The sequence below is a fragment of the Pararhizobium sp. DWP1-1-3 genome (assembly GCF_049896125.1).
GTDB lineage: Bacteria > Pseudomonadota > Alphaproteobacteria > Rhizobiales > Rhizobiaceae > Pararhizobium.
In genome coordinates this window covers 255234-278569 of sequence record NZ_JAFCTR010000002.1, presented here as the reverse complement: position 1 = coordinate 278569, position 23336 = coordinate 255234, and the positions used below count along the sequence as shown (strand labels likewise).

The 23336-nt window shown below is 61.1% G+C and carries 22 protein-coding genes; 6 read left to right on the top strand and 16 right to left on the bottom strand.

The genetic code is table 11. The annotated features are described in order from the left end of the window. Positions 1 to 48: 48 nt before the first annotated feature. Both dxs and ACP7BS_RS05945 read right to left on the bottom strand, forming a co-directional pair. Entirely contained in the window at positions 49 to 1962 is a 1914-nt protein-coding gene (gene dxs / locus ACP7BS_RS05950; RefSeq protein ID WP_426229424.1) for a 1-deoxy-D-xylulose-5-phosphate synthase, read from the bottom strand. Positions 1963 to 2126: 164 nt separating this feature from the next. Continuing rightward, the gene (locus ACP7BS_RS05945; RefSeq protein ID WP_426236903.1) at positions 2127 to 3050 is read right to left on the bottom strand and encodes a pirin family protein; all 924 of its coding nucleotides are present in this window, start codon (positions 3048 to 3050) and stop codon (positions 2127 to 2129) included. A gap of 122 nt (positions 3051 to 3172) precedes the next feature. Here ACP7BS_RS05945 and ACP7BS_RS05940 point away from each other — a divergent pair, with 122 nt between their 5' ends. Next, the gene (locus ACP7BS_RS05940; RefSeq protein WP_426236901.1) at positions 3173 to 3463 is read left to right on the top strand and encodes a toxin-antitoxin system TumE family protein; all 291 of its coding nucleotides are present in this window, start codon (positions 3173 to 3175) and stop codon (positions 3461 to 3463) included. Beyond that, entirely contained in the window at positions 3460 to 3810 is a 351-nt protein-coding gene (locus ACP7BS_RS05935; RefSeq protein WP_426236899.1) for a hypothetical protein, read from the top strand. The genes ACP7BS_RS05940 and ACP7BS_RS05935 overlap by 4 nt, the downstream gene beginning before the upstream one ends. A 12-nt stretch (positions 3811 to 3822) precedes the next feature. On the opposite strand, the gene ACP7BS_RS05930 is transcribed toward ACP7BS_RS05935, so the two are convergent. The 5 genes from ACP7BS_RS05930 to ACP7BS_RS05910 all read right to left on the bottom strand — a co-directional run bounded on the left by ACP7BS_RS05930 (position 3823) and on the right by ACP7BS_RS05910 (position 7092). Then, positions 3823 to 4089, bottom strand: coding sequence for an exodeoxyribonuclease VII small subunit (locus tag ACP7BS_RS05930; protein WP_426236897.1), 267 nt, complete (start codon positions 4087 to 4089; stop codon positions 3823 to 3825). A 2-nt stretch (positions 4090 to 4091) separates the two neighbouring features. Continuing rightward, a complete protein-coding gene (locus ACP7BS_RS05925) occupies positions 4092 to 5018 on the bottom strand; it encodes a histone deacetylase family protein (RefSeq protein ID WP_426236895.1) in 927 nt (308 codons plus the stop codon). A gap of 131 nt (positions 5019 to 5149) precedes the next feature. After that, complete coding sequence (locus tag ACP7BS_RS05920) at positions 5150 to 5713, bottom strand: biotin transporter BioY (protein WP_426236893.1); 564 nt, start codon at positions 5711 to 5713, stop codon at positions 5150 to 5152. Positions 5714 to 5791: 78 nt separating this feature from the next. Then, on the bottom strand, positions 5792 to 6412 hold the full coding sequence (locus ACP7BS_RS05915; protein ID WP_426236891.1) for an energy-coupling factor transporter transmembrane component T family protein: 621 nt from the start codon (positions 6410 to 6412) through the stop codon (positions 5792 to 5794). Further along, a complete protein-coding gene (locus ACP7BS_RS05910) occupies positions 6406 to 7092 on the bottom strand; it encodes an energy-coupling factor ABC transporter ATP-binding protein (RefSeq protein ID WP_426236889.1) in 687 nt (228 codons plus the stop codon). The genes ACP7BS_RS05915 and ACP7BS_RS05910 overlap by 7 nt, the downstream gene beginning before the upstream one ends. Before the next feature lie 113 nt (positions 7093 to 7205). Here ACP7BS_RS05910 and ACP7BS_RS05905 point away from each other — a divergent pair, with 113 nt between their 5' ends. Together ACP7BS_RS05905 and ACP7BS_RS05900 are read left to right on the top strand one after the other, a co-directional pair. Continuing rightward, the gene (locus tag ACP7BS_RS05905) at positions 7206 to 8399 is read left to right on the top strand and encodes a winged helix-turn-helix domain-containing protein (RefSeq protein ID WP_426236886.1); all 1194 of its coding nucleotides are present in this window, start codon (positions 7206 to 7208) and stop codon (positions 8397 to 8399) included. Positions 8400 to 8551: 152 nt separating this feature from the next. Next, entirely contained in the window at positions 8552 to 10507 is a 1956-nt protein-coding gene (locus tag ACP7BS_RS05900; RefSeq protein WP_426236885.1) for a C1 family peptidase, read from the top strand. A gap of 146 nt (positions 10508 to 10653) precedes the next feature. Here the strand turns inward: ACP7BS_RS05900 and ribB are convergent, their stop codons facing one another. From ribB to ACP7BS_RS05885, 3 genes are all read right to left on the bottom strand, one after another. Further along, entirely contained in the window at positions 10654 to 11754 is a 1101-nt protein-coding gene (gene ribB / locus ACP7BS_RS05895) for a 3,4-dihydroxy-2-butanone-4-phosphate synthase (RefSeq protein ID WP_113315243.1), read from the bottom strand. An 18-nt stretch (positions 11755 to 11772) separates the two neighbouring features. Further along, positions 11773 to 12870 (bottom strand): chorismate synthase, encoded by a 1098-nt coding sequence (aroC, locus tag ACP7BS_RS05890; RefSeq protein ID WP_426236882.1) that lies wholly within the window; start codon positions 12868 to 12870, stop codon positions 11773 to 11775. A 157-nt stretch (positions 12871 to 13027) separates the two neighbouring features. Then, positions 13028 to 16207, bottom strand: coding sequence for a bifunctional diguanylate cyclase/phosphodiesterase (locus ACP7BS_RS05885; protein WP_426236880.1), 3180 nt, complete (start codon positions 16205 to 16207; stop codon positions 13028 to 13030). A gap of 249 nt (positions 16208 to 16456) precedes the next feature. Here ACP7BS_RS05885 and ACP7BS_RS05880 point away from each other — a divergent pair, with 249 nt between their 5' ends. Beyond that, positions 16457 to 16717, top strand: coding sequence for a DUF1344 domain-containing protein (locus tag ACP7BS_RS05880; protein WP_426228852.1), 261 nt, complete (start codon positions 16457 to 16459; stop codon positions 16715 to 16717). Between the two features lie 94 nt (positions 16718 to 16811). Here the strand turns inward: ACP7BS_RS05880 and ACP7BS_RS05875 are convergent, their stop codons facing one another. From ACP7BS_RS05875 to ACP7BS_RS05860, 4 genes are all read right to left on the bottom strand, one after another. Further along, complete coding sequence (locus tag ACP7BS_RS05875; RefSeq protein WP_426236878.1) at positions 16812 to 17396, bottom strand: histidine phosphatase family protein; 585 nt, start codon at positions 17394 to 17396, stop codon at positions 16812 to 16814. A 91-nt stretch (positions 17397 to 17487) separates the two neighbouring features. Further along, positions 17488 to 18306: an enoyl-ACP reductase FabI gene (gene fabI, locus ACP7BS_RS05870; RefSeq protein WP_426228850.1), complete on the bottom strand. Its 819-nt coding sequence runs from the start codon at positions 18304 to 18306 to the stop codon at positions 17488 to 17490. 251 nt (positions 18307 to 18557) lie between these two features. Further along, entirely contained in the window at positions 18558 to 19673 is a 1116-nt protein-coding gene (locus ACP7BS_RS05865; RefSeq protein ID WP_426236876.1) for a DnaJ C-terminal domain-containing protein, read from the bottom strand. Between the two features lie 229 nt (positions 19674 to 19902). Further along, a complete protein-coding gene (locus ACP7BS_RS05860; protein ID WP_426125070.1) occupies positions 19903 to 20352 on the bottom strand; it encodes an RT0821/Lpp0805 family surface protein in 450 nt (149 codons plus the stop codon). A 125-nt stretch (positions 20353 to 20477) separates the two neighbouring features. On the opposite strand from ACP7BS_RS05860, the gene pdxH reads away from it, so the two are divergent. Next, the gene (pdxH, locus tag ACP7BS_RS05855) at positions 20478 to 21098 is read left to right on the top strand and encodes a pyridoxamine 5'-phosphate oxidase (protein ID WP_426236874.1); all 621 of its coding nucleotides are present in this window, start codon (positions 20478 to 20480) and stop codon (positions 21096 to 21098) included. 13 nt (positions 21099 to 21111) lie between these two features. Here the strand turns inward: pdxH and ACP7BS_RS05850 are convergent, their stop codons facing one another. Continuing rightward, a complete protein-coding gene (locus ACP7BS_RS05850; RefSeq protein WP_426237456.1) occupies positions 21112 to 22143 on the bottom strand; it encodes a polysaccharide deacetylase family protein in 1032 nt (343 codons plus the stop codon). Between the two features lie 157 nt (positions 22144 to 22300). Then, a complete protein-coding gene (locus ACP7BS_RS05845; protein WP_426236872.1) occupies positions 22301 to 23194 on the bottom strand; it encodes a hypothetical protein in 894 nt (297 codons plus the stop codon). Between the last annotated feature and the right edge of the window lie 142 nt (positions 23195 to 23336).

Sequence of the window (23336 nt, the reverse complement as noted above, 5' to 3'; positions counted from 1 at the left end):
CCTGCATGTGCCGCGTGGAATTGGCAGAGTTGATGAACGCCGACAGCTTCAGCCGGCGACGCTGGAGCCGATCTGCTGCTTCTGGCCGAGCGTCTTGAACACCGTCGAAACGATGCCGGCGCGGTCGAGGCCCGCCTTGGCATACATCGCCTCGGGCTTGGCCTGTTCCATCCAGATATCCGGCAGAACCAGCGGCCGGATTTTCAAGCCGTTGTCGAGCAGGCCCTCATGGGCAAGGAATTGCAGCACATGGCTTCCGAAGCCGCCGACAGCACCCTCTTCGATGGTGATCAGCACCTCGTGATGCTTGGCCAGCTGGCGGATCAGGTCGTGGTCGAGCGGCTTGGCAAAACGGGCATCGACGACCGTCGTCGAAAGCCCCGCGGCATCGAGATCTTCGGCAGCGAGCAGGCAATCGGCCAGCCTCGTGCCGAACGACAACAGCGCCACCTTCGAGCCCTGTTTCATCACCCGGCCCTTACCGATTTCAAGAATCTGGCCGCGCTCCGGCATCTCCACGCCGACACCTTCGCCGCGCGGATAGCGGAACGAAATCGGGCCCTGGTCATAGGCCGCCGCAGTGCGCACCATGTGCTTCAGTTCCGCCTCGTCGGCCGCTGCCATGACGACGAAGCCAGGCAGGGTGGCAAGATAGGTGGTGTCGAACGAACCGGCATGCGTCGGGCCGTCGGCACCGACGAAACCGGCCCGGTCGATCGGGAAGCGCACCGGCAATCCCTGGATTGCCACGTCGTGCACCACCTGGTCGTAACCGCGCTGCAGGAAGGTCGAATAGAGCGCGCAGAACGGCTTGTAGCCTTCAGACGCCAGACCGGCTGCAAAGGTTACCGCATGTTGCTCGGCAATGCCGACATCGAAGCAGCGCGACGGGTGGGCCAGCGCGAACTTGTCGAGCCCGGTGCCGGACGGCATGGCGGCGGTGACGGCGACGATCTTGTCGTCATAGCCGGCTTCCTGCGTCAGTGCTTCGGCAAAGACGGACGTATAGGCCGGCGCATTCGGCTTGGCTTTCGCCTGTGCCCCGGTGATGACGTCGAACGTGTTGACGCCGTGATACTTGTCGGCCGCCGCTTCCGCCGGCGGATAGCCCTTGCCCTTCTGCGTCACCACATGGATCAGCACCGGGCCCTTGGAATTGTCGCGCACATTGCGCAGCACCGGCAACAGATGCTCGAAGGAATGACCGTCGATCGGGCCGATATGGTAAAAGCCCATCTCCTCGAACAGCGTGCCGCCGGTGACATAGCCGCGCGCATGTTCGACGGCGCGGGTGATCGCCCGGTCGACCGTCTTGCCAAGATAGGCGGTCAGTTTCTTGCCGAGATCGCGAAAGCCCATATAGGTGCGGCCGGAGGCGAGACGGGCGAGATAAGCGCTCATCGCGCCGGTTGGCCGCGCGATCGACATGTCGTTGTCGTTGAGGATGACGATCAGCCGCGCATCGAGCGCGCCGGCATTGTTGAGCGCCTCATAGGCCATGCCGGCCGACATGGCGCCATCGCCGATGACGGAAATGACGTTGCGGTTTTCGCCGGAGAGATCGGCCGCTACCGCCATGCCGAGGCCGGCGGAAATAGAGGTCGAGGAATGAGCGGCACCGAAGGGATCGTATTCGCTTTCGGCGCGGCGGGTGAAGCCGGACAGGCCGTCTTCCTGGCGCAGCGTGCGGATGCGGTCGCGGCGGCCGGTGAGAATCTTGTGCGGATAACATTGATGGCCGACGTCGAAGATCAATCGGTCATGCGGGGTGTTGAAGACCTTGTGGATGGCGATGGTCAGTTCGACGACGCCGAGACCGGCACCCAGATGCCCGCCGGTGCGCGACACCGCGTCTATCATCTCGGTGCGCAGTTCGGCTGCCAGTTGCGGCAAGTCCTTGTCGTCGATCCTCTTCAAATCGTCGGGATAAACAACCTGATCGAGAAGGGGGGTCGCCGGCATTGGATGGACTGGCAATTGTGTCACGCTAAGGCCTTCGTTCTCGCGGCTTCAAGGGAGCCGCGATGTCTGGTGTTGGTGTCCGCTGGGAGCCGCGTCTTTAAACAGTTTCGTTATGGATTGCAAAAACCGGTTTTCTTGCGGCACAGTTGCGAGTTTAACCAATATTACCGTTCCGGCAAAGGGATAAACTCTTCCTCGTCGCCCGGAACGATGTCGAAACGGCCGGTTCGCCATTCCTCCTTGGCCTGCTCGATCCGTTCCTTGGATGACGAAACGAAGTTCCACCAGATATGCCGGGCCGAGCCAAGGGCGGCTCCGCCGAACAGCATGATATGACAGCCCAGTGGGCCGGCGGTGACGGTGATCGGGTCGCCCGCCCGGAAAATCAGCAGTTGATTGCCGGCAAAATGATCGCCTGCGATGATCGCCTCGCCCTCAAGGATGTAAAGCGCCCGTTCTTCCCATTCGGCTGGAAACGGCGCGCTCTTGCCAGGATCGATCCTCAGATCGACATAGATCGTATCTGAAAACACCGAGACCGGCGATTTCATGCCCTCAAACTGGCCGATGACGACCCGGCCTTCCAGCCCGTCCACGGTGAAGGAGGGCAGGTCGCGCTTTTCCGTATGAGCAAAGATCGGGTCGATCTCCTCATATTGATCGGGCAGCGCCAGCCAGGTCTGAAGTCCGGAGATCGATTGCGGTTTGCCGCGCAGGTTCTCCGGCGACCGTTCCGAATGCACGATGCCGCGCCCCGCCGTCATCAGGTTGAGATCGCCGGGCGAGATGACCATTTCGGTGCCGAGACTGTCGCGATGCTTGATCTCGCCGTCGAACAGATAGGTGACGGTCGAAAGCCCGATATGCGGATGCGGCCGCACGTCCAGTGCCTGCCCGGCCTTGAGCAGTGCTGGCCCCATCCGGTCAAAGAAGATGAACGGCCCGACCAGCCGCCGCTTGACCGACGGCAGCGCCCGGCGCACCTGCAGATTGCCGATATCGCTGGTGCGCGGAATGATCAGATGCTCGATCGCATCGCACGCCGGCGCATCACCGGCCTCGGGGTCGTTTCCGGGAAAGAAGGACATGGGGGGATCCTCGTCGGTTCAAATCGAGACTAAGGTAGGCTCGCAGCAACAAAACTACCAGTGTCCTTTCCCCAATTTATGGCGCTTGACGCCATATGGCGTCACATGACATATTTTAAGTGATGAAAGCGACACTGATCATTCGTGATCGCCTGATTTTTCAGGATGGTGCGATCCTTGAGGTCAAGGTTTGGCGCGTGCCGGCATCCGTTCCGCCAGCGTCCCACTTTCTCAAATATTCTCTGTTTTACGGCCGCCCGGGCGAGAGAATTGTTGGATATGACAATGAACGCGGCAAGGGCGATCATCGCCATTATGGCGACCGCGAAGAAGAGTACGGATTTGTCTCCATTGAAAAGCTGCTGGCCGATTTCCGGCTGGATGTCGAGAAAGTAAGAGGAGAGCGAATATGAGCAAGGATGTTCAGCTTCATATTGGCGGTTCTTTTGACGATTTGGAAAAAAGGGTCGCCGACGCATGGCATCGCGCTGAAAAGGGCGAAGCTGTTTCCGAGGACCATCTGACCTTCGTGAATTGGGATGCGCTGTCGCAGACGATGACGACAAAGCGGCTTGAATTGCTGCGCCATCTGCGCCGCCACCCGCAGGCCAGCATCGCCGCGTTGGCGCGCAGCTTGGGTCGCGACTACCGGCGTGTTCACGAGGACGTGGAAATCTTATCCAAGGCCGGATTAATCGAACACGATGCCTCCGGCCTGCATGCAGGCTATGATGAAATCAGAACGACCATAGCCCTGTAGATCGGGGGCCACTCACTCCCCGTCGAGCGGCTCAACGCCCTGCGGCTTTCCGGAGCGGTCGAGCCTGATCTTCTCAATGCGGTTTTCGGCGGCACCCAACAGCGCTTCGCAATGTTTCTTCAGCGCTTCGCCGCGTTCGTAGATCTCGATCGACTTGTCGAGCGCCACATCGCCACGCTCCAGCGCCGAAACGATGGCTTCGAGTTCCTCGACGGCTTTTTCGAAGGAGAGGGCGGATACGTCGATCGGGGCGGCGCCCGTTTGCGCGGTGGTGGTCATGGTCATCCTCTCATCAGGCGGTAGATGTGGGTTCCGGCCGATTCGGCCAGCCCTTGAAGATCGTAGCCGCCTTCGAGCAGGCTGACGATGCGGTTGTTGGCGGTTTTCCCTGCGACGTCGAGCAGTCGCCCGGTCGCCCAATCGAAATCCTCGGCAACCAGATTGATCTGCGCTAAGGGGTCGCGGTGATGGGCGTCGAAGCCGGCCGAGATCAGGATGAAATCCGGGCGAAAATCGTCGAGCGCCGTCAGGATGCGCGATTTGAAGGCTTCGCGAAAATGGTCGCTGCCGGTGTCGGGTGACAGTGGCGCGTTGACGATATTGCCGGCCCCCGTCTCGGTCTTGGCGCCGCTGCCGGGATAAAGCGGCATCTGGTGCGTCGAACAGAACAGCACCGACGGATCGTCCCAGAAGATATCCTGCGTGCCGTTGCCGTGGTGCACGTCCCAGTCGACGATGGCGACCCGTTCGACGCCGTATTTCTGCTGGGCATGGCGGGCGGCAATGGCGATATTGTTGAAGAAGCAGAAGCCCATCGCCTTGTTCTTCTCGGCGTGGTGGCCGGGCGGGCGCGAGGCGACGAAGGCATTGTCGGCCTTGCCGGAAAACACCGCATCGACGGCCGCAACAGCGCCGCCAATGCCGGTCAAGGCGGCCTGCAGACTGGCAGGGCTCGCATAGGTGTCGGCCTCGAGCGCCTCGATGCCCTCTTCGGGAATCGCCGACATCACCGTCCGCAAATGCTGTTCCGGGTGGGCAAGCAGCACCAGATCCTCGTTGCCCTGCGGCGCTTCAAGCCGCGACAGCGGTGAGAACCGCTCATGCTCCAGCGCAAGGTTGAGCGCCTTCAGCCGGTCGGGCCGTTCCGGATGGCCTTCGGGAACCTTGTGTTCCAGGAAGATCGGGTTTTCGAACAGGATCGTGGTCATGGCGGGAACCTATGGCTTCAGGGGTTCGAGGTCCATGCGTTAGGTAGGGCGTTTGCGGTGTTTTCAACAGCGGTGCGCCAATGCAAATAGCCCGGACGTAGCGCCCGGGCTATTTGACGATGATGAGGCGCTCAGGCGCGTGCGTGCAGAAGCGGATAGCCGGCGAGAACGGCACGCGCCGCCAGCGTTGCAATCACGGCCTTGACGAGATCGCCCGGGATGAAGGCGAGCGAGCCCATCGCAACGGCAGACAGCGGCGTACCCGTCACTGCGGCGACCCATGGCATGCCGATGGCATAGAGCACGCCGATGCCGCCGACGACGGAGGCGATGAAGAAACCGGCAAATTGCCTGATCTCACTCTGGCCTTCCTTGACCAGCCGCTCGGCGATCAGGCCGGTGACGAAGGTAGCAACGATCCAGCCGATTACGAAGCCGCCGGTCGGGCCCTGGATGACGGCCAGTCCGCCACGGCCGCCGGACAGAACCGGAAGCCCGATCGCCACCAAGAGCACCAGGAGCACATAGGCGAGCGCGCCGCGCTTGGCGCCGATGATGCAGCCGGCCAGCATCACGCCCATCGACTGGGCGGTGATCGGCACCGGAATGAAGCCGAGCGTTACCGGCGGAATGAGGCCGAGAACGACGATGATCGCGGTGAAGAGGGCAATGAGAACGAGGTCTCTGGTGGTCATGGCAGGTCCTTTGTCGATTGGTGTTTTTTTCACATGCGTCCGGCCAAGCCGGAAAAGAAGTTCAAGGCGCGGCAAACCTCAACTCTGTATCTCCCTCGGCCGCCGGAAGCCGCGTGCGTCGATTGCCATGGCGATGGTGTCGGCATCTTTCAGGGTCAGGATGATCAATGGCGCAAGGATCGTCAACGGCCGCACCTTCAGCCCGCGTGCCCGGTGCGCCTCGCGGATCGACTGGTAATGGTTGAAGATATCCGGCACGAAGCGCAGCACCAGCCCGAAGGCGAGCCCGACATCGGCGGCCCGCACCAGGCCGAGCCGGTCGAGTGGCTGCAGCAGACGGGTGATCTCGTCGATGAATGCGCCGGTCGCCGTCGTCGCGGTCACCGCACCGGCAAACAGCACGATCGCCATCAGCCGGAAAAAGCTTTCGGCCGCCTCGCGCATCGAGGTGAGATAGGCGGTGGCGATCAGAAGGATGAGGATGGTGAAAAGGATCGGTTTCAGCCGCGACACGCCCTCGCGAAAGGAAAGGCCCGTGGTGAAATAAATGCAGGCGGCAGTGACGAAGGCCGGGACGAGAATGAACAGCGAGGAAACGGCATAGAGCGCCAGCCCGCAGACCAGAAGAATGGCGAGTTTTGCCCGTACGGACATCCGGTGCAGCGGCGTCGTGCCCTCGACATTCAGCCCGTTCAGCATCCGGCCACCGCGTGATAGGTGCGAATGCTTTCAGACGCCGGACCATCGGCAATCAGCCGGCCATCATTGAACAGAAGCACCCGGTCGAAACGTTCGATCAGCGGCAGGTCGTGGCTGATGACGATGGTGTGCTCGGTAAGCCCGGCAATGGTATCTTCCACCAGACGCCGGTTTTTCAGGTCGAGCTGGTTGGTCGGCTCGTCGAGAATGAGAATGCCGGGGCCCGTGACCAGCACGCTGGCAATGGCGACCAGCTGCGTCTCGCCGCCGGAAAGCTCGTGGACGCGGCGCCTGGCCAGATGCGTGATGCCGAAGCGCTCAAGAACGGCGGCTGTGCGGCGTTCGATCTCGTCGGCCTTCAATCCCCGGTTCTTCAGCCCGAAGGCGATATCCTCGTGCACGATCGGCATGATGATCTGATGCTGCGGGTTTTGAAAGATGAAGCCGGCCGCAGCCAGCGTAGCACTGGCGTCCTGCACGGTATCGAGGCCGTTGACCGTCACGCTGCCGGTGGTTGGCTTGACCAGTCCGTTGATCAGCCGTGCGAACGTGGTCTTGCCCGAGCCGTTCAGCCCGATAATGCCGATGCGCCGCTCGGTCAGCGACAGCGTCAGCGTCAGCGGCTGAAGAACCGTCCGTCCGCCAAAACTGACGGACACGCCGGAAAAGCGTATGTCCAATCCGCGTCCCCCGCGTTCGAATGTCGAGGCTCTATAGGACGATTTCTGGGCGGATGGAAATAGGCTTCCGGTTTGGGCTTGAACAAAGTGTGAACATTTGCCTAGATTGTTTCATGGCGATTCTCGTTTCCAACCGCGATGCCCGGCGCATCTTCCTGAACAAGCAGGGTCTGGCCGCCTCGCCCAACCGGGCGCTCGGCAAGCAGGGGCTGCTCGATCTCATCCACGAGATCGGCTTCGTCCAGGTGGACAGTATCTCGACCGTCGAGCGCGCCCATCACCAGATCCTGTTTTCCCGCAACCAGACCTACAAGCGCGAGCACCTGACCGAGCTTCTGGAAAAGGACGGAGCCCTGTTCGAACACTGGACGCACGACGCCTCAATCATCCCGAGCCGCTTTTTCGTCTACTGGAAACACCGCTTCCGGCGCGAAGGCGAAACCATCATCGAGCGCTGGCGCAAATGGCGCGAGGAAGGTTTCGAAGAGGCTTTCGACGAAATCTACGCGAAAATTCATGCCGAGGGCGCCGTCATGGCGCGCGATTTCAAGTTCGAGGGCCGGGTGTCCGGCGGCTGGTGGAACTGGCATCCGTCCAAGACGGCGCTCGAATATCTCTGGCGCACCGGCAAAGTGGCGATCGCCCGGCGGGATAATTTCCAAAAAGTCTACGATCTGACCGAGCGGGTCATCCCCGGCCATCATCACGAACCGGATGTCAGTCACGAGGAGTTCGTCGACTGGTGCTGCCGCGCGGCACTGACCCGGCTCGGCTTTGCCACCCACGGCGAACTCTCGGCCTTTTTTGCACTGATCTCGCCGGAGGAAGCCAAGGCCTGGGTCAGCGATCATCGCGATGAACTGTGCGAGGTGATGATCGAACCGGCCGACGGCGACAAGCCGCGCCTCTCCTATGCCTTCACCGGCTTCCCCGACAATCTCGGCGACCTCGCCGATCCTCCGGCACGTCTTCGGGTTCTCAGCCCCTTCGATCCGCTGATCCGCGACCGCAACCGCACCGAACGCCTGTTCGGCTTCTACTACCGCATCGAAATTTTCGTGCCCGAGCCGAAACGGGAATACGGCTATTACGTCTTCCCGCTGCTCGAAGGCGACCGCATCGTCGGCCGCATCGATATGAAGGCGGAGCGCAAGACCGGCTCGCTGAACGTCAAGCGGCTCTGGTGGGAAAAGGGCATCCGCTCATCGTCCGGCCGGATGGAGCGGCTGGAGGCGGAGTTGGCCCGCGTGGCAAAGTTCGCCGGCGTCGAGAAGGTGGTGTTTCTGGAGGGGTGGGAGGGCAACTAGGTTCATCAACTGGTGATGCCCCAATCGCCATATCGAAAACGTGTGGATTGCATAAACTGTGAATACGCGATATACGTGTAGTTCTTGGGTGGCGGTTGAAGAGTTGAGGTAGAAGAACGCGACCCGTCGATTTGAGCTGGCAGGAGAGAGCCATGGTCAAGAAGCCGAGCAAGCCGCGCAATCCCCCTAAAAGAACATTCGATGCGCTCCCCGACACCGTGGATTTTCGGGATGCGACATTCGTGCCGACCCTTATCCGGGTTCCTGCTGTGTCCGATCTCGCCGGTTACCGCGCGCTCGAGATACCGGTCCTCAATCAAGGCAAAGAGGGCGCTTGCACCGGCTTCGGACTGGCGACGGTCGCGAATTATCTGTTGCGGATCCGCGGCCAGAATCCGACCGCCGACGAAGTCAGCGCCTGGATGCTCTATGCCATGGCCAAGCGCTACGATGAGTGGCCGGGCGAAGACTATGATGGATCAAGCGCCCGCGGTGCAATGAAGGGCTGGTTCAAGCATGGCCTGTGTGCACTGGATCTCTGGAAGGATCGCGACCCGGATCCGACGCTGGAGGAGAAACGGTCGGCCGACGCGCTGGGCAGGCCGCTCGGCGCCTATTTCCGGGTCAATCACAAGGACCTTGTGGCGATGCACGCCGCCATCAATGAGGTTGGCATGCTCTACGCCACGGCTGCCGTGCACGAAGGATGGCAACGCGTCGGCCAAGGCGACGAACTGATCGAGTACCGGCAGGATACCGTCATCGGCGGCCACGCTTTTGCGGTAGTCGGTTACGACCGGCGCGGCTTCTGGATTCAGAACAGCTGGGGGCCAAAATGGGGTTCCGGCGGCCTCGCCAACCTGTCCTATGTCGACTGGCTGGCAAACGGGTCGGATATCTGGGTTGCTGCGCTCGGAGCTCCCGTGGATTTGACATCCCCGATGGCTTCGGCGGCGATGCGTGCCGATGCGCCGCGCAGCTATGAAAGCCAGGTCTATGCCGATCTGCGGCCCTATATCATCACCTCGAAGAATGACGGCGTTCTCGATGAGAAGGGAACCTACGGACTGACACCGGCCGCTTTGAAGACCCTCGTCACTGAGCGGATGCCCGCATCGATGGCGAGCTGGGACAAGAAGCGGGTGTTACTCTACGCCCATGGCGGCCTCGTCTCGCAGGATGGCGCGGTGCAGACCGTGTCCAACAATCTTGCCCCACTTTTGAACTCGCAGGTTTATCCATTATCCTTCATCTGGCGCTCCGATGCCTGGAGCACCATCGGCAATATCCTGAAGGATGCCCTGTCACGGCGGCGCGACGAAGGTATCCTCGACAAGGCCAAGGATTTCATGCTGGACCGGCTCGACGATACGCTCGAGGTCGTGGCGCGCAATCTGGGCGGAAAGGCACTCTGGGACGAGATGAAGGAGAATGCCGAGCGGGCAACGAGCAACAGGGCGGGCGCGGCAAGGCTGACGGCGGATCATCTGATCGGTCTTTATACCTCTGGCAAGATCGATGAGATCCATCTCGTCGGCCACAGTGCCGGTTCGATTTTCCTCGCACCTCTGGTCGAACGCCTGGTTGCAGGCAAGGTCAAGATTGCCAGCCTCACCCTATGGGCTCCGGCCTGCACGATGGAGCTTTTCAACAAGGCCTATAAACCTCTAATCGAGAAGGGGACCATCGAGGCGTTCGATCTGTTCGTCATGGACGATGCCACAGAGCGGGACGACGATTGCGCCGGCATCTACCACAAGTCTCTGCCGTATCTGGTCAGCAATGCCTTTGAAAAATGGGCGCACATACCGGTCATCAAAGACGGTGTGCCGCTGCTTGGTCTTGACCGGGACCACAGCGAGGAAAATCTGCCCGCAGCCTTCTGGAAGCCTGCCAGCCGGAAGAAACATCTGTCTCCCGGTGACACCAGCAAGGCGCGGCACCACGGTGATTTCGACAACGACTATACGACGCTCATGTCCACGCTACATCGTATCCTCGGAAAAGCAGTGACCACCAAGACGGAGGACATTGCTTCCGCCGCGCCTGCCCATTCACGCGATGAAAAACGCCAGTTCCGGGAAAAGCTGGACCAAACCTTACGCTGACAGCGAAAAACGTTGCTGCCCCTTCGCCGTTGATGACTCCTATATTGGAAGGAATGCCATCGTCCCGGGTGAGCGGACTGGTAAAACGCAAAAGGCCACCGGTCGTGTGCTGACCGGTGGCCTTTCACATATTGTTCGTCCGCCTCTCAGATGATTTCCGTCGCCGCGATCTCGATGCCGAAACCTTCGAGGCCGACATAATGGCGTTCGCGTGAGGAGAGCAGGCGGATCGAGGTGATGCCGAGGTCTTTGAGGATCTGGGCGCCCAGCCCGATTTCCAGCCATTCGCTTTCGCGGGCCTGCGCCTCACTGTGATCTTCGCGCTCATGCTTGCCGGCGCGTGCCGTTGTCGAGACGCCGACGCCGACCGAGCCTTCGCGCAGGTAAACGATGACGCCGCGGCCCTGTTCGGACATGCGCTTCATGATCGGATCGAGCTGGCAATCGCGGCCGAAGACGTCGGCGGCGACATTTTCCAGATGCAGGCGGACGGGGATATCGACGCCGTCGCGGATATCACCGAAGGTGACGGCGAGATGCTGCATCGGATCCCAGGGCAGGGAATAGGCATGCGCCTTGGCCTTGCCATAGGGGGTGTCGACGTCGAAGGTCGCCTCAAGGTTGATCAGCGTTTCCTTGCGCTGGCGGTAGGCGATGAGATCGGCAACGGAGACCTGCTTCAGACCATGCTTTTCGGCGAAATCAGTCACCTGCGGGCCGCGTGTAACGGTGCCGTCGTCGTTGACCAGCTCGCAGATGACGCCGATCGGCGGCAGGCTGGCAAGGCGGCAGAGATCGACGGCCGCTTCCGTATGGCCGGACCGCATCAGGACGCCGCCTTCGCGGGCAACCAGCGGGAAGATGTGGCCGGGACGGGTGAAATCGGCGGCACCGACATTCGGGTTGGCAAGATTGCGCACCGTCAATGTCCGGTCTTCGGCCGAAATGCCGGTTGTGGTGCCGTGCTTGAAATCGACGGTCACGGTAAAGGCCGTCGTGTGGGCCGAATCGTTTTCCGCCACCATGGCGTTGAGGTTGAGGCGCTTGGCCTCTTCCTTCGGCATCGGCGTGCAGACGATGCCGGATGTGTGGCGCACGATGAAGGCCATCTTTTCCGGCGTGCAGTGGACGGCTGCGACGATCAGGTCGCCTTCGTTCTCGCGGCCGTCGTCATCGGTGACGACAACGATTTCGCCGGCCTCGAAGGCCCGGATGGCATCGGCAACGCGCTTCTGGTCAAAGGGCATGATGTTCTTCCTTGGATGTTACTTCAACCGGCCGGTCTGGCCACGGTCACGCAGGTAATGATCGGCAATGGTGCAGGCAAGCATCGCCTCGCCGATCGGCACGGCGCGGATGCCGACGCAGGGGTCATGGCGGCCCTTGGTACGGATATCGACATTGTTGCCGTCACTGTCGATCGACTGGCGCTCGGTCAGGATCGAGGAGGTCGGCTTGATGGCGAAGCGGGCGATCACCGGCTGGCCGGTCGAGATGCCGCCGAGAATACCGCCGGCATGGTTGGACAGAAAGATCGGCTGGCCGTCATTGCCCATCCGCATTTCGTCGGCATTTTCCTCGCCGGTGATTTCGGCGGCGCCAAAACCGTTGCCGATCTCGACGCCCTTGACGGCGTTGATCGACATCAGGTTGGAGGCGATGTCCTGGTCAAGCTTGGCATAGATCGGCGCGCCGATCCCGGCCGGAACACCTTCGGCAATGACTTCGACGACCGCGCCGACCGAGGAGCCGGATTTGCGGATGCTGTCGAGATATTCTTCCCAGACGGGGACGATGGCCGGGTCCGGCGCAAAGAACGGGTTGTTGCCGACCTCGTTCCAGTCCCAGTTGTTGCGGTTGATCCTGTGCTTGCCGATCTGCACCAGCGCGCCGCGCACCAGAAGTCCCGGAACCACCTTGCGGGCAAGGCCGCCGGCGGCAACACGGGCTGCGGTCTCGCGCGCCGACGAGCGGCCGCCGCCGCGATAGTCGCGGATGCCGTATTTGACGTCATAGGTATAGTCGGCATGGCCCGGCCGGTAGCTCTTGGAAATCTCGGAATAGTCCTTGGAGCGCTGGTCGGTGTTCTCGATCATCATCGAGACCGGCGTGCCAGTGGTGATCATCGTCTCGCCGTCTGCATCCAGCATGACGCCGGAGAGAATCTTGACCAGATCGTCCTCGCGGCGCTGGGTGACGAAACGCGACTGGCCGGGCTTGCGCTTGTCGAGCCAGGCCTGCAGTTCGGGCAGGGTGAAACGGATGCCGGGAGGGCAGCCGTCTATGACGCAGCCGAGCGCGGGCCCGTGGCTTTCGCCCCAGGTGGTGACGCGGAAAAGATGACCGAAAGTATTGTGCGACATGGATCAGGCAACCGGATATGAGGCCAAGCGCATCCGGGCGAGCCGCTGCGCCATTCAGTAGGCGCAGACTCATAGTGGAAAACGCCGGAAAGGGAAAACCTTTCTGGCGAAATATGACGATTGCCGCGTGAACAGTCTGTCTCGCCGCAAAGGCCAATCAGGACGCCAGCTGCAAGGCTTCCTTGCTGGCAAAAGCCACGAACTTGTCGAAGCTCAAAGGCTTGGCAAAGGCATAGCCCTGCAACAGGTCGCAGCCGAGCAGGCCCAGCATTTCCGCATGCGCCATGGTCTCCACGCCTTCGGCCACCGTCTCGATGCCGAGCGACCGGCCGATTTCGATGATCGAGCGGATCAGCGCCTGTTCGTTGCGGGAGTTGAGGATGGGGGCGACCAGCTGGCGGTCGATCTTCAACCGTTTCGGCTTGATCTTCAACAGGCTGACGATCGAGGTATGGCCGGTGCCGAAATCGTCGATCTCGATGTCGATACCGAGCTTCTTGATGCCGTCGATATTGGCGGTGACGATATCGTCGCTCTCGTCGAGGAAGATCGATTCCACCAGTTCGAACGACAGTTGGCCAGGCTTGAACGACAGGCCCTTCAGGGAGTTGAGCAGCGTCTCGTCGCTCAGGCGTTTGGCCGAAACGTTGACGGAAATCTTCGGCACGTCGATACCCATGGCAGCCCAGCGCATTGCATCCATCAATGACCGGTCGAGCACGATGCGGTCGATCGTTGCCACCACATCCAGCTCCTCGGCGATGTGCAGGAACTTGTCCGGTGTCAAAATGCCCTCGCGCGGATGATTCCAGCGTACCAAAGCCTCGACGCCGGACAAACGCAGCGTGCCCGCGTCGAATTGCGGTTGATACCAGGCGACGAACTGGTTCTTCTCGATGCCTTCGAGAATTTCGTCGGCGATGCGCTTCGTCGTGATGATTTCGGCCTGCAGCGCGTCGGTGAAGAATTCGTGGCGGTTGCGGCCGCTTTCCTTGGCCCGGTAGAGCGCGATATCGGCATTGACCAGCAACTGGCGCTCATCGATCGCCATGTCGCCGGCACAGGCGATGCCGATGCTGACGCCGAAACGGCAGGGAAAGCCGTTGTAATCGACAGGCTGGCGCATTTGGACGATGATGCGTTCGGAAAGACCGGACAGGAAGGCCTTGCTCGGCGGATTGGCGACCAGCACGACGAACTCGTCGCCGCCGATGCGCGCCACCATATCGCCGGGCCGGGCGCTGGAGCGCAGGATTTTCGATGCGTGCACCAGCATCGCGTCGCCGGCCGCATGGCCGAGCGTGTCGTTGATCTGCTTGAAGCGGTCGAGATCGATGTGCAGGATGGCGATGTTCTGCAGGCCGTCCTGGCGTTCGTTCGACAGCGTTTCAAGCGCCTTGTCGAGCATGCGCCGGTTGCCAAGGCCTGTCAGCGGATCGTGCAAGGCGTTGTGTTCGATGCGGTCCTTGGCGTCAGCCAGTTCGTCGTTCTTGGCCTCCGCCATCGCCTTTGCGCTGCGCAGCTCATCCGTCAACAGCACGTCTTCGCTGATATCGAAGGCGATGCCGATCAGTTTTCGGCCGCCGCCCGGTGTCTCGTGGATTTTGCCGACGGAGCGGACATGCCGGATCGTGCCGTCCGGCAGGACCACCCGGAAGGCCTGAACATGGGGAACATTTTGCGAAATGGTTCGGCTGACGCTTGAAAGCGCCTCTTCGCGGTCGTCCGTATGCAGTGCGTTGATCCAGGTTTCGTTCGTTGTGACGCCGTCGCTATAGGTCAGCCCATAGAGCTGGTGCATGCGCTCGTCCCAATAGGTGATGCCCGTGACGAGATCGGCTTCCCACATGCCGCACTGGTAGGAACCGAGCGCAAGATCGAGGCGTCTGGTCATGGCCTCCAGCTGCTGCTCCCGTTCCGACAGGCCGGTCAACGCCTCTTCCAGCTCGGCGTTCTTCTGGTCGGCAATGGCTTTGGCCGTTCGCAATTGCTCCGTCATCATCACGTCGTCGGTCACATCCCAGCTGATGCCGGTGATCTTGGCCTTGCCATCGGCGCCAACATGGGTGGATCCGGCATTGCGGACGTGGCGGACGCTGTCGTCCTGCATGACGATGCGATACTGCGAACGGTATTCCAGATCTTCGTCCAGCGCCCTGAACAGGGTCAGCGATGCCGCGCCGATATCGTCGTGATGCACGGTGCTGCGCCATTCCGCGTAGCTTGGCGCTCCGCCGCCCGGTGGCAGACCATGCAGATGGTACATGCGCTCATCCCAGGAGCGTTCCTGCGTGTCGAGGTCGATTTCCCAGATGCCGATCTTGGAGGATTCGAGCGCCAGGTTCAGCCGGTGCGAGACGGTCAGCAGTTCCCGCTCACGCGAGCGAAGCTTGGCGATATTGCGCTGACGTTCGTTGACGAACCCGCCGGTGAGGAAGATCGGAATGATGATGACTGCTGCGGCGACCACGATCGCCATCTCGAGCCATCTGCTGTTGGCGGGCTCCTGCGCCCAGCCGTCTGCCGGGATCGCCGCCAGTTCCCAGGTTCCGCCGGGCAGTTGCAAACGGCGGATGACGGGCGATTTCTCGAAAAGGTCGGTGTCGCCGTAAAAGGCATCCTGGACGCTGGTCTTGATCGAAACGTCGCGGATGGCCAGCTGGATATTGATGTGCCGGTGGCCGCCGTCGGCTTCGTCATTATGCTTGTCTCCGCCGAGCAGGCCGGCACTGGCATAAATGTCGCGCTCATCGACGACGGCTTCCATGAAGCCCCAAAAGGTCAGGCCGTCGTCACTTCGGGTGAAGACAGGAGAAAACAGGTTGAAGCCGGTCCGGCCGCTTGGCAGCCTGACCGGGCCGGCCAGGATAGGTTTGGCCTTCGATTCGGCACGGTCGATGGCGATCCTCGATGAGCGGAATTTCTTGAAGTCGGTACCGATCATCCGCTCGTTCCCCTTCAGCGGGAAGGTCGTGCGAATGACGGCGTCCGGCGCTGCGCTGACGCGCACCATCTGGGGATTCTGAATGAGCAGCTTGGTGGCCAACTGGTCAAATTGCGATTGCGCTATCGTCGGATCGACGGAGAAGTTGTTGGCAAATCCGCGCAGTGCCGTGATGTTGTTGTTGATCTCGCTCTGCAGACGAATGGAGACAAGATTGAGCTCGTTTTGGACGTTGCTCTTCAACTCGTTTCGAAAGTTTTGGCGGTTCTGTTCCTTGAACAGATAGCCGCCGGTAAAGACGACGGCGGCGGCGATGAACGCGGGAATAAGAGACGGTTTCGCCAGTCTGGCAAGCGTCCAGACGCGATGACGGATTGTAGCGCTTTTACTCAACTGCCATGCACCTCATATTCCCAGGCCTCACGCTAGTGAGGGAGTCTTAAGATTGGCTTTAGACGCTGTTCCTGCTATCAAATTCGCACTTCAGCGCGAGGGGCACCGTCGCTGAGAATTTGGTTAACCATACGTGACCGAAATTCGATAAAATTTTAAATGACACGGCAACGGGCGATTTTTGCCACAATCGGAGGTCAAACAGTGAGCACAACAAAATTGAATGAATTACTGAAGAGGGCACGACAGATGCGTTTCATCGTTGCTGCATTGATGGCCGCGGCCGGTTTCTTTTCGCCGCTCGCCGCGTTTGCCGAAAGTGCCGATGTCGAAGCCGTGATCACCGGCGTCGATACCGACAAATTGAGCCTGTCGCTGGACGACGGCAAGAATTATCAGGCGCCCGAGGAATTCAACTTCGACGGCCTGAAGGCCGGGGTCAAGGTCCTGGTCTTCTATACTGAAGTGGATGGCAAGCGCGTCATCAATGATCTGGAAGTCGTGCAATGAAACCGCATGCGCGGCACTGGCCAAGTGTCGGGTCTTTTGGGCGGTGGGGCTGATCTGAAAGTCGGCCGCTTCCCTTCTTGGGCGAAGGCGAAGCTTAGAGCCAGCCGATCGTTCCATTGTCGATCTTCAAAATCCTGTCCTGAGGAATAGCCCCAAGGGCTGCCTCTTCCGCGTCCATGGCGCCGCAGAGCTTGAACAGCGTGCGGATGACGCCGCCATGGCTGACGCAGACGGTTGGCGCCGAAACGCTGGACAGCCATGCGCCGACGCGCCAGGAGAGGATCTCGTAGCTTTCGGCATCCGGACCCGGCGGGATGAAATCCCATTTCGACAGTTCGCGTTCCGCCACCCGCTCGGGCATTTCCCGCTCGAGTTCGGCCATCGTGTAGCCTTCCCAATCGCCGAAAGAAACTTCCTTCAGCCGGTCGTCCATCCGGTAGCCGGCGCGGGCAAGCCCCATCGCCTCGCGCATGAGTTCCATCGTCTCGCGGGTGCGGTGAAGGGGACTTGCGACGAAATCGAATTTTTCCGCCTCATCGCCGAGAACAGCCAGAAGCGCGCGGCCGTTGCCGCTGGCTTGCCGCCGGCCGGTATCGTTGAGCGGAATATCCTTCTGACCCTGCATGCGGATTTGCGCATTCCAGTCGGTCTGGCCGTGGCGGATCATGTAGATGGTCACGGAGACACTCCGGGGCAGGGGGCTGAAAAGCCCGACGCGAGGAGCCGGGGCACCCGTCTGTTAGAGAGCCCCGGAGTTTTTTGCAGGCGGATCAGTCCTTGACGACGGCGATATCCGGCGCGTCGACGGCCTTCATGCCGACGACATGGTAGCCGCTGTCGGCATGATGGATTTCACCGGTGACCGAGCGCGACAGATCCGACAGCATGTAGAGGCCGACATCGCCGACTTCCTCGATGGTGACGGTGCGGCGCAGCGGCGCGTTGTACTCGTTCCACTTGAGGATATAGCGGAAGTCGCCGATGCCGGAGGCTGCCAGCGTTTTGATCGGGCCGGCCGAGATCGCGTTGACGCGGATGTTCTTCGGGCCGAGATCGACGGCCAGATACTTGACGCTGGCTTCGAGTGCAGCCTTTGCGACGCCCATGACGTTGTAGTTCGGCATCACCTTCTCGGCGCCGTAATAGGTCATGGTCAGCATCGAGCCGCCATCGGTCATCAGTTTTTCAGCCCGCCGAGCGACGGCGGTGAAGGAATAGACCGAGATGTTCATCGTCAGGGCGAAGTTTGCCGCCGAGGTATCGACGTAGCGGCCGGTCAGTTCGTCCTTGTCGGAAAAGCCGATGGCGTGCACGAGGAAGTCGATCTTGCCCCAGGTTTTCTCCAGGTGTTCGAACACCGCGTCGATGGTGGATTCATCGCTGACGTCGCAATGGCCGGCCATGATGGCACCCAGTTCCTCGGCCAGCGGTTCGACCCGCTTCTTCAGGGCGTCGCCCTGATAGGTGAATGCCAGTTCGCCGCCCTGCGCGTGAATTGCCTTGGCAATGCCCCATGCGATCGACCGGTTGTTTGCGACCCCCATGATGAGGCCGCGTTTGCCTGTCATCAGACCGGATGTTTGCGACATGATGTTATGCCCCCAATAAAGCCTATGCTTTCATCAGTCAGGCATTGGCCGACTGGAATTCGCATATGTTGAACCTGCCGGAACCTTCGCGCCCATTGCGGTCGCGTCGGCTCTGAATTTTTCGAGCATTGGCTATGACATAGCCGTCCCGGTGGTTCAAGCGCGGGGGAGATCAGGAACTGTTAGTCCCCGTAATATTGGGTCAGCGGTCAATGCGTCCGCAGCCGTCCACGCAGTTTGCCGCAAAACCCTTACAGGAACAAGCCGTTGCGCAGGCTGCGCATCAGGTCGGTAACCTTTTCATCCGGCTTTTCCCACAGCATCAGCCGCAGTTCCACCAGAAGGTCGCCGCGTTTGCCGTCTGCTGCCGGCAGGCCGTGGCCCGCAAGCCGGATCACATGGTCGGAACCGGACCAGGCCGGAATGGTCACGCTGACCGGGCCGGTCAGGGTCTCCACTGTCATGTCGCATCCAAGGATCGCGTCCTGGATATTGACGGGCAGGGTGGTGCGCAGGTCTGTCCCATCGGTGCGGAAGCGGCCGTCCTGGAGGACGCGCACCGCAACGACGACATCGCCGCGTTGCATGCCGTTCAACCGGTACCCCATCTCCTTGAGGCGCACGATGCTGCCGTCGGTGGTGCCGGCGGGCAGGGCGACCTTGAGTGTCTGTCCGTCGGGCAGCGTTGCCGTTGCCTTTTCGCGGCGGAAAATATCCTCGATCGAGACCGTGACGTCGCAGAAGATGTCCGGCACCTTGTCAGCCGCTGGTTTGCCGGCAGCGCCGCGGATCCGCCGGACGATGGCCGAGACCAGTTCTGCGGCTGGGGCTGCGGCGCGCGGAAAGCCGCCGAAGATGGGCATCTTGTCGGCCGGCTCGGACTTCGCTTCCGTGCTGGCTTCGGGCTCGGCCGCCGCCTCTGCCCTTGGCTCGGGTCTTGGCTCGGGTCTTGGTTCGGGCCTGGGTTCCGGCTTCGCTTCCGCCTGCGGTGCCGCCGCTGCCGGTTTCTTCTCTTGCGGGCGGGCGTTCTGTGCCTTTGCCCGGTCGTCTGCACCGAAAATGCGCGAGATCATGTCTTCGGCGGTTTCCGGATCGATGGTTTCTTCATCCGTGCCGCGCGCCTTGCGCTTCATCTCTTCCATGCGGCGCAGTTCGGCCTCGCGGCGGGCATAGTCGTAGCGGTTGCGCAGCTTCGGATCCTTCAGCACCTCGTAGGCGCGGCCGGCCTCGGCAAAACGCTGGGTGGCCAGCGGATCGTCCTGGTTCTGGTCGGGATGCACGGCTTTTGCCACGGACCGCCAGGCGGCCTTGATCTCGTCCGGACCGGCATTGCGTCTGACGCCGAGCACTGAATAGGGATCACGCATCTATCTCACCGCCCTTGAAAGCCGATGCCGCGTCCAGCGGTTCTTTCAGCCTGTTGAAACAATCGGAAAGCCGCGTTCTGACGGTCTTGTCCCTTTGCCGGTGATGATGAGAAGCTGCTGCTTAAATTCCGGTTAGCTGCGGGCCTGCGCCGGTTGTGTAAATGGCCCCGGGCCGCGTCTTTGTTGCAGCGTGGTTAATGCACGGTAGCGAAGGGCACCCACCCCGCCGTCAGCTGCGCGGGCCAAAACTGGTCAGATACCATTCGCCGTTGCCGAGCAGGCAGGTATTGCCGTCGAATTTGGCGATGCCCTGATAGGAATGGCGGGTGGTGGTGAACCGGCGGCAGGTGGTGCCGTTGACCTGCTCCTCGGAAATGCTGCTGATCACCCCCGCGCTGCCGGAGCTCGAATTCGCCCATGGAATGGGGTTTCCGGCAATCCTCGTCACATCGGCGGATGACACGGCGTTCCTGACGGTGAGCGCGTCGGAATTGTCTTCGCCGTTGCGGACGGAGGGCACGGAATTGGTCGCGACGGTTCTGTCGACATCGGGAGTTCCGGAAAAATCAAGACCGCCGAGGCATCCCGAAAGGGTTGTCGTGGCCAGGCACACTGCGGCAATCCCGCTCAATCGGGATAAAACCTTTGTGTCCTCTATCCACTTTGCTATGTCTTGCAATGGCATACCTGTCAGACTGGAAAGAGCGGCTTCAAGGTCCTAAGACGCAACGTGCAAGCTCTGACATTTATTGTTCGGCGGGCGGGACCGCGTCCCCGCCACACGTTACGGCATTGGATGGCAATATGAGTGAGACTGGGTTAACAACTGGTGACTTCACGCAAGAGAATGAGCCTTTTTCTCTTTTTGGCACGTGGCTGAAGGAAGCGCAGGCCGCAGAAATCAACGATCCCAATGCCTTGGCGCTCGCGACCGTGGACGCTGATGGCCTGCCGGATGTACGCATGGTGCTCTTGAAGGACTTCGACCAGCGTGGTTTCGTCTTCTACACCAATTTCGAAAGCCAGAAGGGACAGGAAATTCTCGGCAGCATGAAGGCAGCCATGTGTTTCCACTGGAAAACGCTGCGCCGGCAGGTGCGCGTGCGCGGGCCGGTGGAGATCGTCAGCAATGAAGAGGCCGACGAATATTACAAGACGCGGGCGCGCGGCAGCCGCATCGGTGCCTGGGCGTCAAAACAGTCGCGGCCGCTCGAAAGCCGGTTTGCGCTGGAGAAAGCCGTTGCCGAATACACGCTGAAATATGCCATCGGCGAGATTCCGCGTCCCGCCCACTGGTCGGGTTTCCGCATCAAGCCGACCTCGATCGAGTTCTGGAAGGACGGGGCTTTCCGTCTGCACGACCGGATCGAATTCCGCCGCGACGGAGCGGAAGGCGATTGGAACAAGGTGCGGATGTATCCCTGACCGCAGCGCCCCCTTAGCGCATTCCCATCAGCTTGAAGGCGATGCCCGATGCCAGTGCGCTGACATAGCCCGCCTTCTGAAAATGGCCGTTGAGCGAGATGCGCGGCAGGGCCGCGGTGTTGACTGTATCGGACAGCGTTCCCGGTTGCGTCGTCAGGGCGGTGGTGAAGCCAAGGTTGGCGGCCAGCCGGTGGTCGCGGGCCGAGACCGCGCTGGCAAAGCCATAGGGATAGGCAAGCGATTTTGGCCGGTATCCGGTGATCTGTTCCACCCTCCGGGCCGAAAGATCCATTTCCGCGCGCGCCGTTTCGTCGCTCAGGCGCGTCACCGAACGATGGCTGATCGTATGCGCGCCAAGGCTGGCAAGCGGATTTTCGATCAGCGCCTTGAGGCCGGCCTCGTCCAGCGTCAAGGTGGCGGTTATTTTGATGGCATCGATTCCGAGTGTCTGGGCCGTCTGGTTCAAGCGGGCGATCGCGGTGGCTTCGTCGATCGAATGAACGAAGGCGGCGAACCTGTCGAAGGCTGCCTGTTTCTCATGCAGGCTGCCGAGCGCGACAGTTTCTTTGCCTGCGCCGAAGTCGAAACTCAGCTGCGATTGCCCCTCCAGCAGATCGGCGAGTGTTTCCCACCAGAGCGTATGGGTGCGATCGATAAAGCCGCCGGCGACAAACACGGTAAAGGGCACACCGTGCTTGGAGAAAATCGGGGCGGCATGGTCGAGATTGTTGCGATAGCCGTCATCCAGCGTGAAAATCGCAACCGGCCGGCGGTCGCCGGAAGCGAGATGGTCCGGCAAGGCATCCAGGGCGATGAACCGGTATCCGTCGCGTTTCAACACCGCGATGGTCATATCCAGAAATTCCGGCGTGATCTCCAGATGGGCATTGGGATCAAAGGCACGGGCTTGTTTCGGTCGGACGTGATGGAGCGTGAAGATCGCGCCGCGCCCGCGCGCCTGCCGCATCAATCCAAGGGAATGCAACAGCCCGGCGATCGTCAGGCCGCCGGTAATGGCCGAACGTTTGGCAGCCTGTCGCAGCATGGTTTTCAAGAGTGTTCCCCGGCGTAAATGTCGAGAAGGAACCTTAGCGGCGGCGGCGTTAACACCGGCTGAATGGCAGAGTGGCGGGCCGTTGGAAAAGGAAGAAGGCGGACCGCTTTAACGATCCGCCTTCCATTATTGTTGGAACTGCGTGCTGTTAACGAGCCAGGACGCCATCAACTTCATCACGCTGGCGACCACCAAGGGCTGCGCCAACAGCGGCAACAAAACCGCCGATCAGCAGGGAGAGGGCGCCGAACAGGGCGATGGACGCGCTGGCCTTGCGTGCCGTCTCCGCAGCTTCGGTCGCCGCCGCCTTGGCATCATCGATGTTTTTCAAGACGCCATCGACACGGGCTTTGGCTTCCGCTTCCGGAAGACCGGTCTTGGCTGCGACAAGCTGATCGAGATAGGTCCGGTCACCAGCCGACATTTCACCGTTTGCGGCGCTGGTGAAAAGGATGCGCGAGATCTGGCCTGCCGTGTCGTCGGCAGCGGTACCGGCAGGTGCAGTGGCCGGGGTGACCGGTCGCAACAGGCTGTCGACAAAGTAGGACGTCGCATTGCTGCCCGCATCCGACGAAGCTGCCGCAGCACCTGCGGCCGTAGCACCGGCGGTCACGGTTGCAGTTGCCTGCACGCCGGCACCGACTGTCGCGGAGATGGCTGAACCCAGCGCACCGGCGACGATCAATGTCGCCAAGGCCCAGGCAAGGACGCCGTGCGCAGTGTCGCGAAAGAACACTTCATCGCGGTTGACACCCGTCCATTTCGTCCGCAGACGGCCGGCGATATAGCCACCGAAACCGGCAGACGCCCATTGCACGATGATCAGCCAGATCGCCGTGGTTATGGCAAAGGTCGTCAAGGACGCGCCTTGCGATGAGAAGGGTGAGACCATGCTGAGGCCGATGCCGGAGCCGAGTAGCGTCAGAACGATCGTGATCGCAGCCGCACCCACGGCGCCTGCGATAATTGCACCCCAGCTCACGGCGGAATCCGATGATTCGATGGTGGTGCCGGCTGGTACCGTTGAAACCGGGATTGTCATCGCGCCACCTATCGGAAGAACAGAGCGAGAAGAATGATAATAGGGATCGGAATCCCCAGCAGCCAGAGCAAAATTCCGCGTCCCATGATGTATCTCCACTTGCATTGAACAGGCCGCAATTTCAGACGGTTATGCGGCGTGC

Bases quoted from the DNA above. Each gene is read 5' to 3' on its own strand.
- ACP7BS_RS05940 (WP_426236901.1), top strand. From the start codon at position 3,173: ATGAAAGCGACACTGATCATTCGTGATCGCCTGATTTTTCAGGATGGT.
- ACP7BS_RS05915 (WP_426236891.1), bottom strand. From the start codon at position 6,412: ATGCTGAACGGGCTGAATGTCGAGGGCACGACGCCGCTGCACCGGATG.
- dxs (WP_426229424.1), bottom strand. From the start codon at position 1,962: ATGCCGGCGACCCCCCTTCTCGATCAGGTTGTTTATCCCGACGATTTG.
- ACP7BS_RS05845 (WP_426236872.1), bottom strand. From the start codon at position 23,194: ATGACAATCCCGGTTTCAACGGTACCAGCCGGCACCACCATCGAATCA.
- ACP7BS_RS05935 (WP_426236899.1), top strand. From the start codon at position 3,460: ATGAGCAAGGATGTTCAGCTTCATATTGGCGGTTCTTTTGACGATTTG.
- ACP7BS_RS05900 (WP_426236885.1), top strand. From the start codon at position 8,552: ATGGTCAAGAAGCCGAGCAAGCCGCGCAATCCCCCTAAAAGAACATTC.
- ACP7BS_RS05880 (WP_426228852.1), top strand. From the start codon at position 16,457: ATGCGTTTCATCGTTGCTGCATTGATGGCCGCGGCCGGTTTCTTTTCG.
- pdxH (WP_426236874.1), top strand. From the start codon at position 20,478: ATGAGTGAGACTGGGTTAACAACTGGTGACTTCACGCAAGAGAATGAG.
- ACP7BS_RS05945 (WP_426236903.1), bottom strand. From the start codon at position 3,050: ATGTCCTTCTTTCCCGGAAACGACCCCGAGGCCGGTGATGCGCCGGCG.
- ACP7BS_RS05920 (WP_426236893.1), bottom strand. From the start codon at position 5,713: ATGACCACCAGAGACCTCGTTCTCATTGCCCTCTTCACCGCGATCATC.
- fabI (WP_426228850.1), bottom strand. From the start codon at position 18,306: ATGTCGCAAACATCCGGTCTGATGACAGGCAAACGCGGCCTCATCATG.
- ACP7BS_RS05865 (WP_426236876.1), bottom strand. From the start codon at position 19,673: ATGCGTGATCCCTATTCAGTGCTCGGCGTCAGACGCAATGCCGGTCCG.
- ACP7BS_RS05925 (WP_426236895.1), bottom strand. From the start codon at position 5,018: ATGACCACGATCCTGTTCGAAAACCCGATCTTCCTGGAACACAAGGTT.
- ribB (WP_113315243.1), bottom strand. From the start codon at position 11,754: ATGCCCTTTGACCAGAAGCGCGTTGCCGATGCCATCCGGGCCTTCGAG.
- aroC (WP_426236882.1), bottom strand. From the start codon at position 12,870: ATGTCGCACAATACTTTCGGTCATCTTTTCCGCGTCACCACCTGGGGC.
- ACP7BS_RS05930 (WP_426236897.1), bottom strand. From the start codon at position 4,089: ATGACCACCACCGCGCAAACGGGCGCCGCCCCGATCGACGTATCCGCC.
- ACP7BS_RS05850 (WP_426237456.1), bottom strand. From the start codon at position 22,143: ATGCTGCGACAGGCTGCCAAACGTTCGGCCATTACCGGCGGCCTGACG.
- ACP7BS_RS05905 (WP_426236886.1), top strand. From the start codon at position 7,206: ATGGCGATTCTCGTTTCCAACCGCGATGCCCGGCGCATCTTCCTGAAC.